The sequence below is a fragment of the Streptomyces sp. NPDC111507 genome, assembly GCF_055638955.1.
Genome location: NZ_JBVKBU010000022.1, coordinates 118,973 through 132,162, shown reverse-complemented (window position 1 = coordinate 132,162; position 13,190 = coordinate 118,973). Strand labels below are relative to the sequence as shown.

The following is a 13,190-nucleotide window of genomic DNA, read 5'->3' as shown; positions in this document are numbered from 1 at the left end:
CTTGTGTACGTCCTCGGTCGTTTCGGTCAGTCGGTCGCCGACGGCGTATCGCCCCGGCGCGCATCGTCACGCGCACGCTTCTTCTCCTCGGCAGGGCGCTGTTGACGCTGCGTTCTCCCGCCGGCGGCACGATCGGAGCTGTGGGCCTCCGCAGAGCCGGACGCCAGACCAGAGCCGCCAGACGCGGCTCCGTTGCCCCTGGCGCCGGTCCGCCCCGCGGGCGCACCGACCACACCGTCCGCATTACCTGGAGAGCGGCGCTGAGACTGTCCCTGCGCCGTGCCCGGCGCCGGGCTCTTCGCACCGATCACCCCGCGCTGCCCCGGCTTTTCACCCGTCGCACGAGCGCCGGTCGCACCCTCGCCGCCGATGACCGTGCCACGCGGAACCCTGGCGCCCGTCGCACGCGGGCCGGCTTCAGAAGCGGGCCTGCCACCGACCACGCCGCCCGTGCGCGCAGCACCCGTGGCTCCCGGGCCGGTCCGTGCCGCAGGTTGACCGGGAACGCCGCCGACTCGCCCGCCAGGCGCACCGCCGGTGCGTGAACTCGTCGTGCCCGCGTTTCTGGGCATGCCACCGGTGACGCCGCGCGCCATGGGTGACCTGCCCGTCGCGGACGCGGGCCCACGGGCAGCCTGCTGGCCAACCGCGGAAGCGCGGCCGATCGGTCCCGCGGGGCCGCGTCCTGTGCGGCCTCCGGCAGCGGTTCCCTCAGAGGTGGTGACCCGCCCTTGAGCCGAGCCCGGTGTCCTGCCGCCTGCTCCTCCACCAAGTCCGACAGCGCGCCCGACCGGCCCTCCGAAGGCAGGAGGTACCGCGCCCGTCCCCAAGGGGGGAAGCATTCCCCCAGAGGGTGCGCCGGGTCCCGTTGCCGTGGAAGGGGGGAACGTGGGCGCCGGCTTCGTGGTTTCCGGCGGCAGCGTACCAACGCTGTTGATCTCCGTACCGACAGTGGGGGGGCGATGCAGATCGACGTTCGTGTCCACGGCCGGATGCGTAGAGGGAAGTCGGCCGTTCCCGGAATCGCTGTGGGACGCATGGCTGGCTTCGCTCGCGACGGCAACCGTTGGGTGGACTGAGCTCAGGTTGGAGTGGTGCGTGGAACCATGGGTACCTCCGCTCGGTGCCTCGGACGCCGGCGGCATGCCCACATCCGGCATCGCCTCAAATGCCGGCGGCGCCTGCTTCTCCAGGTTCGCCAGTTGGGACCCGGACACCGAATAGAAGGAGGCGAGGCGATTCATCTGGTTGATCGCCTCTTGCCGGTCCTTCTCGACCTGGACCGCCTCGCCGTACTGCTTGTTGCCCTCGAACTGCTGGAGTACCGGGAGCTGCCCCGGCTTCTTCTGGTCGGCGGCAGGGCGGGGGTCCCGGGGCGGCAGGGAGCTGCGCACGGATGCGAGCCCCGTCGCGGCAGCCGCGACCTGCACCCCGGCACCGTCGGCGTACGTGGCCAGGCCCTCGGTGTGCGTGGCGAGCTTCTCTCCCCACTTCTGGAACGCCTCGCCGGCCACGCCCTGCCAGTCCTCACCCGCGTGCTTGAGGTGACGCCTGAGCTCCACGGCGGCGTCGCTGATCGCCTTGCTCGCCTTCGCCAACGTCTCGCCGGCATGCTCCAGATCGGCGGGGTTCGCCTGATGGACCAGGTCGATCATGGCGTTGAGCTTGTGGTCCTCGAAGTCCGTGACCTTCCCGTACGTCAGCAGGCGGACGCGCCTGAATCCGAACGCGTCGTGCATCACGTTCGACACCCCGGACACCGCGTCGACCTGGCCGACCTGAGCGTCGACGCGCTGCTCGTCAGTGAGCTCCTTCGGCGCCTTGTCGTCCCCGCTCACTACTGGAGTCCCTTCGTGGACTTCTTGGCGTCGCTCAGCTTCTTCTCACCCTCGCCGGACTTCTCCTGCCGGGCTTCGCTGTACAGGCGGTCGGTCTCGACCTGGATCTCCCAGAAACGGCGTCGCTGGTCATCGTCGAGGCTCTCGAAACCGTTCTGCGCGCCCTGCGTCGCGATGCCCATGGCCTCGATCTGGAGACCCAGCGTCTTGGAGAGCTGCGTGATGTGCTCGTGAACCTGCTCGTACTGAGCGAACAGGGCGTCCGCCTCATGGAAAGGGGTGCCGTGCCCACTGAGGGAGGTCCGCGAGACGCGGTGCGCACCCACCTTGGAAGCGCTGCCCGCCGAGTCCTCGAACTCGGACAAGAGCTTGTCGATGCGCTGCTTGAACGTCATCAGCACGCCGGCGCCGACCTTCAGGTCCGCAGCTGTGCTGGGCGACGCCCCACCTGTCATGTCCGCAGGAAGCATGACGCCTTCCCTCCCCGTTTTGTCGCCCGCTCCGGGCGACTGCACCCCTCAAGCGTTCATATCCGCAACGACATCACTCTAGTCGCTTCCTATGACAGTCCCAACTGCTATATGCAACAGCTGTGCTACCGCCCAGCGAAGCTTCACCGCTTCTTCACCGCGCCCTCGCGCTCGCCTGGGCCCGTGCCGCCACTCGACACTACGTGGCCCACAGCGCGACAGACCTGAGTACTCCTACTCATTCGGCGTTGCTGTGTAGCCATTGCGAACTCACAAGAGACAGCTGCCGCCTGACGACCTATCCGGCGCTCCCCACCCCGAGGACCAGCCACTCCCAGACCTTCTCCTTGGCATTGGTCGGCCCGTTCGCCTGCTTCGTGCCGAAGAAGATCCGTCCGTTCTGCACGACGATGTCGTTCAGTTCCTGGTCCGTGAGCGTCCAGGCTTCGGAGGGCAGATCGAAGTAGAGGTACGGGGTCTCCTTGCCGGTCCGCGGGTTCAGGCTGACGAGTGCCATGGGCGCGATGTGATCGCTGCTCTCGCGGAGGGCGAGGAGCTGATCGCCGCTCATCCGCAGGGGATACAGCAGTTGGTCCTTGCCCGACTCGAACTTCTTGACCGTCTTCCCCGTCGCCAGATCGAATCCGATGATCCAGTTGGAGTTGTTCACGATGGTTCCATCGGGGTCCTCCCTGCTCATCAGGAAGACCTGGCCGTCTCCGACCACCATCGACGGGCAGTCGTCCACCGCCCCGTAGTCCACTTCATCGACACACTTGGCGACGTAGTGGCCACCTTCGACGCGAATCGTGGCGCGGTACTTGCCATGTTCGTCGAGGGAGATCAGGTCGGTGATCTCGACGTCGCCGGCCGCCACGGCGAGGACGGCGGGTTCGGCGGACACCAGGTTGACGTCCTTGACGCCCTTGGCGACCTGGTACGTCCAACTCACCTTGCCTGTACGGGGGTCGACCTTCCGGATCCGATAGGTGGTGGTGATGGTCTTCGCGTCGAAGCAGTCGGTCCGGACGAGCAGGGCGCGCCCGCCGGCCAGTCCCCTGTCCCTGCACCCATCAGCGGGGGTGGTCGTCCAGAGGCTCTTCCCCTGGTCCATGTCGTACGCCCCCGTGCCTGCGCCCCACGCCACGGCCACCGTCGCTCGCGACATGGTCACACTCGGAGTGGCGTCCGCGGAGGCTGCCTTCTGCGTGGAGAACCGGGCCTCCCAGAGCTTCTTGCCCGTGTCGAGGCCGACGAAGGCCACACGGTCGCACACCGCGTCGCTGCCGGTACCGGACCGGAAGAGGACTGCCGTGCGGTCCCCCGCAGTCACATGACGCGTCGTGCCGCAGATCGGTCCGGCGAACCTGATGCTCCAGACTTCGTCGCCCGCGCGGGCATCCGCACCGATCTTGAAACCCACGAGGGTTCTGTTGATGCCTTTGGCAAGGATCTTGTCCGTCGCCCACATGCCCGGCATCTCGTGCGACTCGCCGGCCTGCATGTCGTCGGCGGAGAACCTGAAGGCCATGCGTCCAGCTACATTCGCGGGTCGCTGCTCGACCGTCTCCCTGATGTCCAGGGGACCTTGTTCCGCGGGGACCGCCTGCCTGGCGGCTGCCACGGCCGAGTCGTCACCGCGCCAGAAGAGCCAACTGCCCACGCACAGCGCGACGATCAGGAGGGATGCCACGCCACCGAACAGTTTCAGGCGGCGCTTCTTTTGTATGCCGTCCGCTGTCAGAGCGGACTGTGTGTACATGGAAGGAGGTGGGCCGAAGCTCACGCGGAAAGGTCCTTTCGATGACCGCGATACATGTCTGTCAAGTCAGCGACCAGGCAACGGAGATGTCGAGAACAGCCATGTTCCAGGCCGTCACTCCGCCCCCGCCACCCGCCGCTTCCTGCGCCGCGCGTCCCGCACCGCCACCGCCGTCCCGCTGAGCCCCGCCAGCAAGACCGCCGCCCCCACCGCCACATACGTAGCCAGTCGAGCGTTCCGTTCGTCCGGGGTTTCGCCCAGTTGCAGTTTTGCCGGGGTCGGGGCCTCGGCCTTCGAGAGGCCCTCGTGAGGGTCGGGGGACTCGATGGGATGGTCGTCCTCCGTCAGCGCGCGGACCGGGTCGACCACTCCCCAGCCGACCAGACGGTCATGGCCCGCCACCGAGCGTTCGGCGGTCTGTTCGATCTGGGCCACGATCTGCTGCTGGGTCCAGTCGTGGTGCTTCGCCTTGATCAGAGCGGCGACTCCGGCGACGTACGGGGCCGAGAAGCTGGTCCCGTTGTCGGAGCAGTGGCCGCCGTCGGGAACGGTGGAGATCATGTCCACGCCGGGGGCCGCCACGTCCACGAAGTCGCCGGACTGCGAGAAGGAGGCGCGTTCGTTGTTGCGGTCCGAGGCGGCGACCGCCAGGACGCCGGGGTACGAGGCCGGATAGGTGTCCTTGTCGTTGCCGCCCAGGCCGTCGTTGCCCGCCGAGGCCACGACCACGATGCCGGCGGCCAGCGCCTCGTCCACCGCCCGTTTCAGGTCCGAGGCCGGTTTCACCGCGTTCGAGGTGTCCTGGGAGATGTTGATGACGTTCGCCTTGGCCCGGATCGCTTCCCGGATGGCCCTGGCCAGCGTCTCCGCCGTGCCATGGCCCTCGGCGTCGTTCTGCTGGATGGGGATGATCGTCGACTCGGGAGCCAGGCCCACGAATCCGGTGCCGGAGAGGGGCCGGGCCGCGATGATGCCCGCCACGCGCGTGCCATGGCCGACGGTGTCCGTCGTGCCGTTCTCCTTGCCGCGTGCGATCGGGTCCCCGTTGTCGTCCTTCAGATTCTTCGGGAGGAGGTTGAGACCGGCCGCCGTGTCCACGGCGTGAGTGAGCTGTGGGTTCTTCACATCCACACCCGTGTCGATCACCGCCACCCGTACGCCCTTGCCTTTTGACTGGCTCCACAGTTCGTCCAGCAGGACACGTTGCAGCGCCCAAGGGCGGCCCGCGTACTTCTTGTTCGGGAAGGTGCACTGGTCCGTGGAGGTGTCCGCGGCCGCGAGCGGTGCGAGGGCGACGCCGGCAGTGGAAGCGAGCAGCGTCGCGGCCATGACGACCGCGCTACGAAGAGGCCTTGCGGCCGGTGCGTACGACATGGCCCCCCTTACGAGCCCTGCGGCTGGCGTGCCGCCGAAGTCGACAGACGGGGGCCCGTGGGCAGGAACTTGGACCAGGCGGCAGGGATGGGCGCCGGGTCCACGTCGGAGTAGCCCAGGCTGATCTGGGCCAGATGGGCCTCCTGCTCGAGTTGCTTGCGCTCCTTGGCCGTGGTGCCGATGCCCGCGTCGTTCGTGGCGCTGTCGTCGTTGGACTGCATCGCATAGCGCAGTCCGGTGTCGGTGACCAGGAAAACACCGCCCGCCGCGGTCTCCTCGCCCTGGAACTGGCGGTAGAGCTGCCCGGAGCCAGGCGTGACGTACGCGCTGGAGGACCCGGTCGGGAGGGTGGCCGGGAAATCCGTCCCCGCCCAAGTGCTGAGCGTCGTCCCGCCCTTGCCCTTGTCGACGTCGCGCAGGACGTTGCAGACGGTGTTGCGGTGCCCGTCCGACGCGTCCGCCTCGTTGACGGGAACGGGCATGCGGCTCGGCCAGGTATGGTCCGCGGCGAACCCGGCCGTACTGGGCACGAAGGCTCCGGCGCTGACGTCGAGAGCCGTGCCGGCCTGGCCGAGGCCGACCAGGGCGCTGCTGTTCAGAAGCAGCTTGGCGGTGAAGTCCGAGACGGGAGCCACCTTGCCCTGCTCGACGAGGTAGTACTGCTCGGTCGCGCCGTTGGGCGCCTTGAGCACCATGCCGACCTTGTTCGCTTCGGTGGACAGGCTGCCCTGGACACCGGCGGCGGTGCCGATCTGTCCCTCGACCTTCGGGAAGGTGATGGGGTCGCCCGGGTGCAGGGTCTCCAGCCACTCCTTGGACACCCGCTGTGGTTCGCGGCCGGAGCCGACAAGGGTGCGCAGCAGCAACTCGTCGTTCTTGTCGACCTCGTACGACGTTCCGCTCGCGTCGACGATGTAGCGGGTCTTGTCCGGGCCCACGACGTACAGCAGTTCGCCGCCCCCCAGCTTCTGCTTGCTGCCTTCGGTCTTGCCCATGTCGCGTGAGGCCAGGACGAACGCGGCCTTCTGGATGGACCTGCCGCCCGCGCTCGGGCGTTCGCAGACGGCCCAGCGCTTCGCGGAGCCCGCCTCGGACGCGGCGGGAAGCCGGTCGGGGGCGTAGGGGATGCCGATGGTGACCCCGCGCGGAATGGTGCCCCTGTCGAGGATGGACTCGTCGACGGTGACGACGTCACCCTTGCCCGTCTTGAGCAGGAGCTTCGCGGACGCCATGTTGAGGACCGGGTGCAGTTGGACCTTGCCGTCGGTCTTGAGGACCACGTAACGGGTGGTGGACTTGCTGGCGATGATCACCTTTTCGCCGACGGCGTTCCAGCCTTGCGGCGCGGTCGGTTTGAACATCCCCCACGCCCCGAACGCGGCCATGATGATCACGCCGACGAGGGTGCCCGGCAGCACGGCACGCAACGGGCGCGGCGCCCCTTCCTCCGAACCGTCGGGAGACGACTGGACGAAGGACGCGAGCATGCGTCGCTTCGCGAAGGTGTAGGCGTTGAGCTGGTCCCGCCGAGATGCCATGTGTGCCTGTTTCTCCCCGTGTATCGCCTGGCGGCGTTGGGGGGTACACCGTCCCCCGCCCTCCGTTGTCAGACCGGCCCCCTACTATGCCTGGTAAGGGATCGGTCTTGTGGAGCGGGTAGGGTATCGGGGCCTTCAAGGGCCCTGTGTGGTGGCGTTGTTCCAATGAGTTGTGAGGAAAACGGGGGGATGCAGTGATGGCTTCCGGAACGCGGTTCCGGTCGCGTGACCGGTCGCGGGAGCAGGGCTCCTCGGCACCCCGGTCGCAGCGGTCCGCGCCGCCCGCGCGGGCGCAGGGACAGACGGGGGCGCTGCATCTCAAGGTGCGTCCCGGGCAGTCGGGGTCGTTCCGGTTGCAACGGATCGTTCTGTTGGAAATCGCCGCCGCCGCGCTGCTCGTCGGGTGGATCGTCGGTCCGTTCGCGCTGATGCCGGCCGCTGTCGTCGCGGTCGCACTCGTCCTCCTCGCCTTCGTGCGACGCCGGGGCCGCTCGTTGCCCGAATGGCTCGCCACGGCACGGGCGTTGCGGGCGCGGCAGCGCCGCGCCGCGAGTACGCCGATACCGCCCGGGACGGAGCCCGGTCTCGCCCCGGCCGTGGAGTGCGATCCGGGCCTGCGGACCTCGGCGTACAGCGCGCGGGACCGACGGCCCGTCGGCGTGATCGGGGACGGTACGTTCGTGACCGCCGTCCTTCAGGTGGAGGCCGACGCGACCGCGCTGCGCGCCGAGCGGAGCCGGCAGCCGCTCCCCCTGGGGCTGGTGCGGGACACGCTGGACGTGGACGACATCCATCTGGAGTCGGCGCAGATCGTGCTGCACACGCAGCCCGCGCCCGCGCTGCACCTGCCACAGCAGTCCGTGGCCGTCAGCAACTACGCGCCGCTCCAGGAGCAGACCGGTGCACCCGCCGTGCGCATCACCTGGATCGCGTTGAAGCTCGATCCGGAGCTGTGCCCGGAGGCGGTGGCCGCGCGCGGGGGTGGACTCGTCGGCGCGCAGAAGTGCGTCGTGCGCGCCGCGGACCACCTCGCAAGTCGGCTCACGGGGGCGGGTTTTCGTACCACGGTGCTCAATGAGGAGGAGTTGACGGCCGCGGTGGCGACCTCGGCGTGCGCCAACCCTCTGGTGACGGCTGAGGCGGGACGCACCGACCTGCCCGCGCGGCGGACCGAGGAGTCCGGCCGCAGCTGGCGCTGCGACAACCGCAGACACACGACGTACTGGGTGCGGCGCTGGCCCCAACTGGGCGGTGGCGGCGGGCCCTCCCTGCCGCAACTCGTCGCGCTGCTCACGGCCGTGCCCGCACTGGCCACCACCTTCAGTCTGACGCTGCGGCGCGGAGAGCGCCAAGAGGTGTCGCTGTGCGGGCACATGCGGGTGACCGGTCGCAGCGACGACGAACTGGTCGCGGCGCGCCGCTCGTTGGAGCACGCCGCCCGCCAGGCCGGCACGGGGCTGGCCCGGCTCGATCGCGAGCAACTGCCCGGTGTGCTCGCCACGCTGCCTCTCGGGGGTGTTCGCTGATGGCCATGACCACAGGTGGAGCCACCGCCTCGGGGGCGTACGGGAGCGGGAATCCGGGTGGGTTCGGGGCTTCGGGCCCGTACGGCGCTTCGGGGGATCCGGGAGCTCGTGGAGCTTCGGGGGCCGGATCGGCCGGCTCCCCCGTCCCGGAGCCGGGGCGTGGGCGTCTGCGCAGCGGGTTCGGGCTGCTCGGGCCTCGGCACGGACGGCACTCGCTGTCCGTGGAGCAGATCGACTCGCTCGCGCTGCCCATCGGGGACGACGGGGTCGTCATCGGGGTGGACGCCGAGGGGCAGCCCGCCGTGCTGGGTCTCAACCGGCCGACGGCGTACGACGTCGTCCTGATCGGCGGTCTCTGGACCGCGCAGGTGCTCGCGCTGCGAGCGGCGGCCACCGGGGCGCGCGTGGCCGTGGAGACGGGGCGCGCGCCGGCCTGGATGCAGATGGTGCACGCCATGGGCGGCGGGCAGAACGGCATGAGCGTGCACGACGTGGGGCGGGTACCGCCGCAGGGCTCCTCGGCCGGCAACCCGGTGCTGGTGGTGCGTGACTGCGGGATGCGGCCGCCGCGCGGGCGTGTGGTCTCCGGGCCCTGGCAGTCGGTGCTGACGCTGTTGCCCTATCTCAGCCCGGTGGCCCCCCGGTTGCTGCGGCAGGCGCGGCTCGTCGGCGTACAGCGGGTCTCGCCGGACGAAGCCGCCGAAATCGGCCGGGCGTTGACCCTGCCCCGAGGCGATGTGGACTCACTGCCCACGCTCGCCGACGGGGTCACGCTCTGGTGCGCCGACCGCGACCGGCAGTACGTGATGACTCAGCCCACGGACGCCGAGACCGGATTGTTCGGTACGCCGCGCAGGATGGACTGACCGGGCGTCCCCGGGCATCGCCGACTCAACATCGGTCCGTAATTGGACCTTTGGGAATGATTTCCCCCTTGTCGTGCCCGGCTTGTTCACCACGATTGCCCGGTTTGTTAACTCCCTTGACGCGTGCGAACTCCGCTTCTGGGCAAGGTGTGACGGAGCGGACCCGTGCGGAGGGGCGGACGGGCCTGCCGTCGTGGCGCTCGTGGTGATTAGGCTGGGACCGGGCGCGACCCGTATCCCTCGACCCACTCGTCGACGGACCCGCCCGCGCTTCGCACGAAGAGACGCGAAGACAGACGCGAAGCGAACGGTCGCGCCAGCACGGCATTGAGGGTGCTTGACCACACCAGGAGGAATTGTGAACAGCGATCGGGACGGGATCCGCGGGGGCTGGGCCACACCCGGCGATGACCAGTCCGACGCGGAGTCCGCCGTCGAGGCGACGGGCGAGTTCACCATCGACTACGCGCCGCCCGCCTGGTACACGCAGAACGCGTCGGGCCATTCGGCCCAGGCCTCGCCGACCCCACCTCCCCCGGCTCCCCCCGCGCCGTCCGCTCCGCCGGTGTCGTTCGACCCGGCCGCGCACGTTCCGCCGACCGCACCGGCCGACGAGGCGGGTCCCGGGAACGGTGACATCGAGAGCGGCGCGACCATGCGGTTCTCCGCCGCCGCGCTCAAGCGTGAGTTCGCGGAGCGGGAGGCCGCGGCCCGAGCCGCCGAGGAAACATCCACAGGCCCGGCCGGGGACGCCGCTGTCGCCGAGGGCGCGCCGGCCGGTGACGGACCGGACGGCGAGGAAGAGACCGGCGGTGACTTCGAGCTGAGCGCGCCCGCCGTGCCGGCCGGGGAGCAGCAGTCCGCCGAGGCCTCCGGTGAGGCCGCGGCAGGCGGGGAAGCGCCCTCGCCGACGGAAGACGCGAACGCGGGCACGAGCGAGCACGACGGCGCCGGCGCCGCGGCTGCGGGCGACGGCACCGACGCCGCCCACTCCGCCGCGGGACACGGACAGGAGCCCGCGGACGTCGGGGCCGACGTGACGGACCCGACCGATGGTGAAGGCGGCCCGCACGGCGAGGTCGAGGCGTCGCAGGTGCCGGCCGACGCGGGCGACGACGACTCCGAGGACGCCACAGCCGCAGCCGCAGCCGCAGCCGATGGTGGCTTCGAGGAGCCCGCGGGTACCCCTGCCGGCGACATCGAGAGCGCTGAGGATGCCGCCGACGCGGAGGGAGAGCGGTCCGTTGCCGCCACGACGGCTCCCGACGCCCCCGTGTCCCAGGACGCGGCAGCGCACGAACCCGATGACTTCGACGACTGGCCCCAGAACATCGCGCCGGACACCTCGCCGGACGCCGGGACCGACGTACCGCAGGACGCGCGGACGGCCACTCCCGCCTGGGCTCCCCCGCCGATGCCGCAGGGCGGACTACCGCCGCTGCCGCCCGCCTACCAGCCCGCAGCCCCGGCCCCGGCGGCCCAGTGGCCCTCCCCCCAGCCGGTCGTGCCACCGCAGCCCGGGCCCCCTCAGCAGCCGCAACCGACGCCCGCCCAGGGCCAGGTACCCGTCCCGCCGCAGCCCTCGGCCGCGCAGGGACAGCCGACCATCCCACCGCAGCCGACCGCCGCACAGGGACAGCCGCCCCTGCCGCCCCAGCAGGGTGGCTACGGCTTCCCCCATCAGCAGCCCCAGCAGCAGCCCTACCCGGGGCCGCCGCCCGCCCAGCCGACGGCTCAGCCGACGGTCCCGCCGCAGCAGCCGGTCGCCCAGCCGCAGCCGCCGTTCCAGCCGCAGGCTCCGCAGCCCGCGCCCGCCGCGTGGCATCCGCAGGGCACACCGCCCGCGCCGGGCCCCGCGGCCCCTCCGGTCGCCGACGCTCCCGTACCCACGCCGCCCGCACCGCAGGACGGTTACGGCTTCCCGCACCCCGGGATTCCGGCTCCCGCCGCGCCCAACCCCCCGGCCCCGCCGACCGGTTACGGGTTCCCGCAGCCGAGCGCCCCCATCCCGCCCCAGCCGGGACCGCAGCAGAGCGGCTACGGCTTCCCGCAGACGGGCGCGCCCGCTCCACAGCAGACCCCACCGCAGGCCAACGCGCCCCAGCCCCCCGCACCGCAGGCCCCCGGCCCGCAGTCGGGCTACGGCTTCCCCCAGCCCCCGGCTCCCAACGCTCCCCAGGAGGGCGGCTACGGCTTCCCGCAGCAGCCCCACCCGGGACCGCAGCCGGACGCGCAGCAGGCGCAGCCCCAGCCGCCGGTGGACCCCCGTACCGGAGCGGCTTGGCCGCAGCCCATCCAGCACGACCAGCGTCAGCCCACCAACCCGGCCGCCGCCCCGCTCGGGTACACGGCCGCGGTGGAGTTGTCCTCCGACCGGCTGCTCAACAACAAGAAGCAGAAGGCCAAGAGCGGTCGCCCCTCCGGCGGCTCCTCGCGGTTCAAGCTCGGTGGGAAGAAGGAAGAGGCCGAGCGGCAGCGGAAGTTGGAGCTGATCCGGACGCCGGTGCTGTCGTGCTACCGGATCGCCGTCATCAGCCTCAAGGGCGGTGTCGGCAAGACGACGACCACCACCGCGCTCGGCTCCACGCTGGCCACCGAGCGGCAGGACAAGATCCTGGCGATCGACGCCAACCCGGACGCGGGCACGCTCGGGCGCCGGGTGCGCCGCGAGACCGGGGCCACCATCCGCGACCTCGTGCAGGCGATCCCGTACCTGAACTCGTACATGGACATCAGGCGGTTCACCTCGCAGGCCGCCTCCGGTCTGGAGATCATCGCCAACGACGTCGACCCGGCCGTCTCCACGACCTTCAACGACGAGGACTACCGGCGCGCGATCGACGTGCTGGGCAAGCAGTACCCGATCATCCTGACCGACTCGGGCACCGGTCTGCTGTACAGCGCCATGCGCGGGGTGCTCGACCTCGCCGACCAGCTCATCATCATCTCCACGCCGTCCGTCGACGGTGCCAGCAGTGCCAGTACGACACTGGACTGGCTGTCGGCGCACGGGTACGCGGATCTGGTCTCGCGGTCCCTCACCGTCATCTCCGGGGTGCGCGAGACCGGCAAGATGATCAAGGTGGAGGACATTGTCAGCCACTTCGAGACGCGCTGCCGCGGTGTCGTGGTCGTGCCGTTCGACGAGCATCTGGCCGCGGGCGCCGAGGTCGACCTCGACATGATGCGGCCCAAGGTGCGGGAGGCGTACTTCAACCTGTCCGCGATGGTCGCCGAGGACATCCTGCGCCACCAGCAGTCGCACGGGCTGTGGACGAACGACGGCAACCCGCCGCCGGTGGCCGCCCCGCCGATGCCGGGTCAGTACCCCTACCCGCAGGGCCAGGGCGTGCCGGGGGTGCCAGGAGCACCGATGCCGGGTCAGCAGCCCCATCCCCAGCAGCCGGGCCAGCCGTATGCCGGGCCCCCGCAGCCCGGCCAGCACTATCCGGGGCCTCCCCAGCCTCCGCAGCCGGGCCCGCAGTTCCACCCGGGCCAGCCCGGTCAGCCGGGTCAGCCCGGTCAGCCGGGTCAGATGGGGCAGCCCTATCCGCCGTACCAGGGCCAGCCCCCTCAGACCCCTCCCCCGCCCGCACCCCCACAGCAGTAACCGGACATCGACGCCGGACGTCGACAACCAGCCATCAATAACCCGATCGGGCCCTTCACGGGCACCGTTTCTCGCCGAGGCCCGCGCCCTGCCCCCAGGGTGCGGGCCTTCGCGTGTCCAGGCACGAAACAGGGCGTCACCCCCTGGCCAGGAGGGCTTCACCGGTCTGAACCAATGAGCGAAAAATCCGCGCCAACTCGTTATTT

General features: G+C 70.6%; 8 protein-coding genes. 3 read left to right on the top strand and 5 right to left on the bottom strand.

The annotated features are described in order from the left end of the window. Positions 1-26 precede the first annotated feature (26 nt). The 5 genes from ACZ7M2_RS47000 to eccB all read right to left on the bottom strand — a co-directional run bounded on the left by ACZ7M2_RS47000 (position 27) and on the right by eccB (position 6,982). Complete coding sequence (locus ACZ7M2_RS47000; protein WP_471600498.1) at positions 27-1,838, bottom strand: WXG100 family type VII secretion target; 1,812 nt, start codon at positions 1,836-1,838, stop codon at positions 27-29. Beyond that, a complete protein-coding gene (locus ACZ7M2_RS46995; protein WP_471600497.1) occupies positions 1,838-2,308 on the bottom strand; it encodes a hypothetical protein in 471 nt (156 codons plus the stop codon). The genes ACZ7M2_RS47000 and ACZ7M2_RS46995 overlap by 1 nt, the downstream gene beginning before the upstream one ends. Positions 2,309-2,606: 298 nt before the next feature. Then, positions 2,607-4,070 (bottom strand): outer membrane protein assembly factor BamB family protein, encoded by a 1,464-nt coding sequence (locus tag ACZ7M2_RS46990; protein ID WP_471600496.1) that lies wholly within the window; start codon positions 4,068-4,070, stop codon positions 2,607-2,609. 114 nt (positions 4,071-4,184) lie between these two features. After that, positions 4,185-5,399 (bottom strand): type VII secretion-associated serine protease mycosin, encoded by a 1,215-nt coding sequence (mycP, locus tag ACZ7M2_RS46985; RefSeq protein ID WP_471600495.1) that lies wholly within the window; start codon positions 5,397-5,399, stop codon positions 4,185-4,187. Positions 5,400-5,452: 53 nt separating this feature from the next. Further along, positions 5,453-6,982 carry a type VII secretion protein EccB gene (eccB, locus tag ACZ7M2_RS46980; RefSeq protein WP_471600494.1) on the bottom strand — a complete coding sequence of 510 codons (1,530 nt, stop codon included), beginning with the start codon at positions 6,980-6,982 and terminating at the stop codon, positions 5,453-5,455. Between the two features lie 197 nt (positions 6,983-7,179). On the opposite strand from eccB, the gene eccE reads away from it, so the two are divergent. From eccE to ACZ7M2_RS46965, 3 genes are all read left to right on the top strand, one after another. After that, a complete protein-coding gene (eccE, locus tag ACZ7M2_RS46975; protein ID WP_082417217.1) occupies positions 7,180-8,508 on the top strand; it encodes a type VII secretion protein EccE in 1,329 nt (442 codons plus the stop codon). Beyond that, a complete protein-coding gene (locus tag ACZ7M2_RS46970; RefSeq protein ID WP_471600493.1) occupies positions 8,508-9,374 on the top strand; it encodes a hypothetical protein in 867 nt (288 codons plus the stop codon). The genes eccE and ACZ7M2_RS46970 overlap by 1 nt, the downstream gene beginning before the upstream one ends. A gap of 358 nt (positions 9,375-9,732) precedes the next feature. Beyond that, positions 9,733-12,984, top strand: a complete 3,252-nt coding sequence (locus ACZ7M2_RS46965) for an SCO5717 family growth-regulating ATPase (RefSeq protein WP_471600492.1) — start codon at positions 9,733-9,735, stop codon at positions 12,982-12,984. The last annotated feature ends 206 nt before the right edge of the window (positions 12,985-13,190 follow it).

What these genes read in the sequence shown, in the direction of transcription:
- ACZ7M2_RS46995 (WP_471600497.1), bottom strand. Translation starts at nt 2,308, where the DNA reads ATGCTTCCTGCGGACATGACAGGTGGGGCGTCGCCCAGCACAGCTGCG.
- ACZ7M2_RS46990 (WP_471600496.1), bottom strand. Translation starts at nt 4,070, where the DNA reads ATGTACACACAGTCCGCTCTGACAGCGGACGGCATACAAAAGAAGCGC.
- mycP (WP_471600495.1), bottom strand. Translation starts at nt 5,399, where the DNA reads ATGGCCGCGACGCTGCTCGCTTCCACTGCCGGCGTCGCCCTCGCACCG.
- eccB (WP_471600494.1), bottom strand. Translation starts at nt 6,982, where the DNA reads ATGGCATCTCGGCGGGACCAGCTCAACGCCTACACCTTCGCGAAGCGA.
- eccE (WP_082417217.1), top strand. Translation starts at nt 7,180, where the DNA reads ATGGCTTCCGGAACGCGGTTCCGGTCGCGTGACCGGTCGCGGGAGCAG.
- ACZ7M2_RS46970 (WP_471600493.1), top strand. Translation starts at nt 8,508, where the DNA reads ATGGCCATGACCACAGGTGGAGCCACCGCCTCGGGGGCGTACGGGAGC.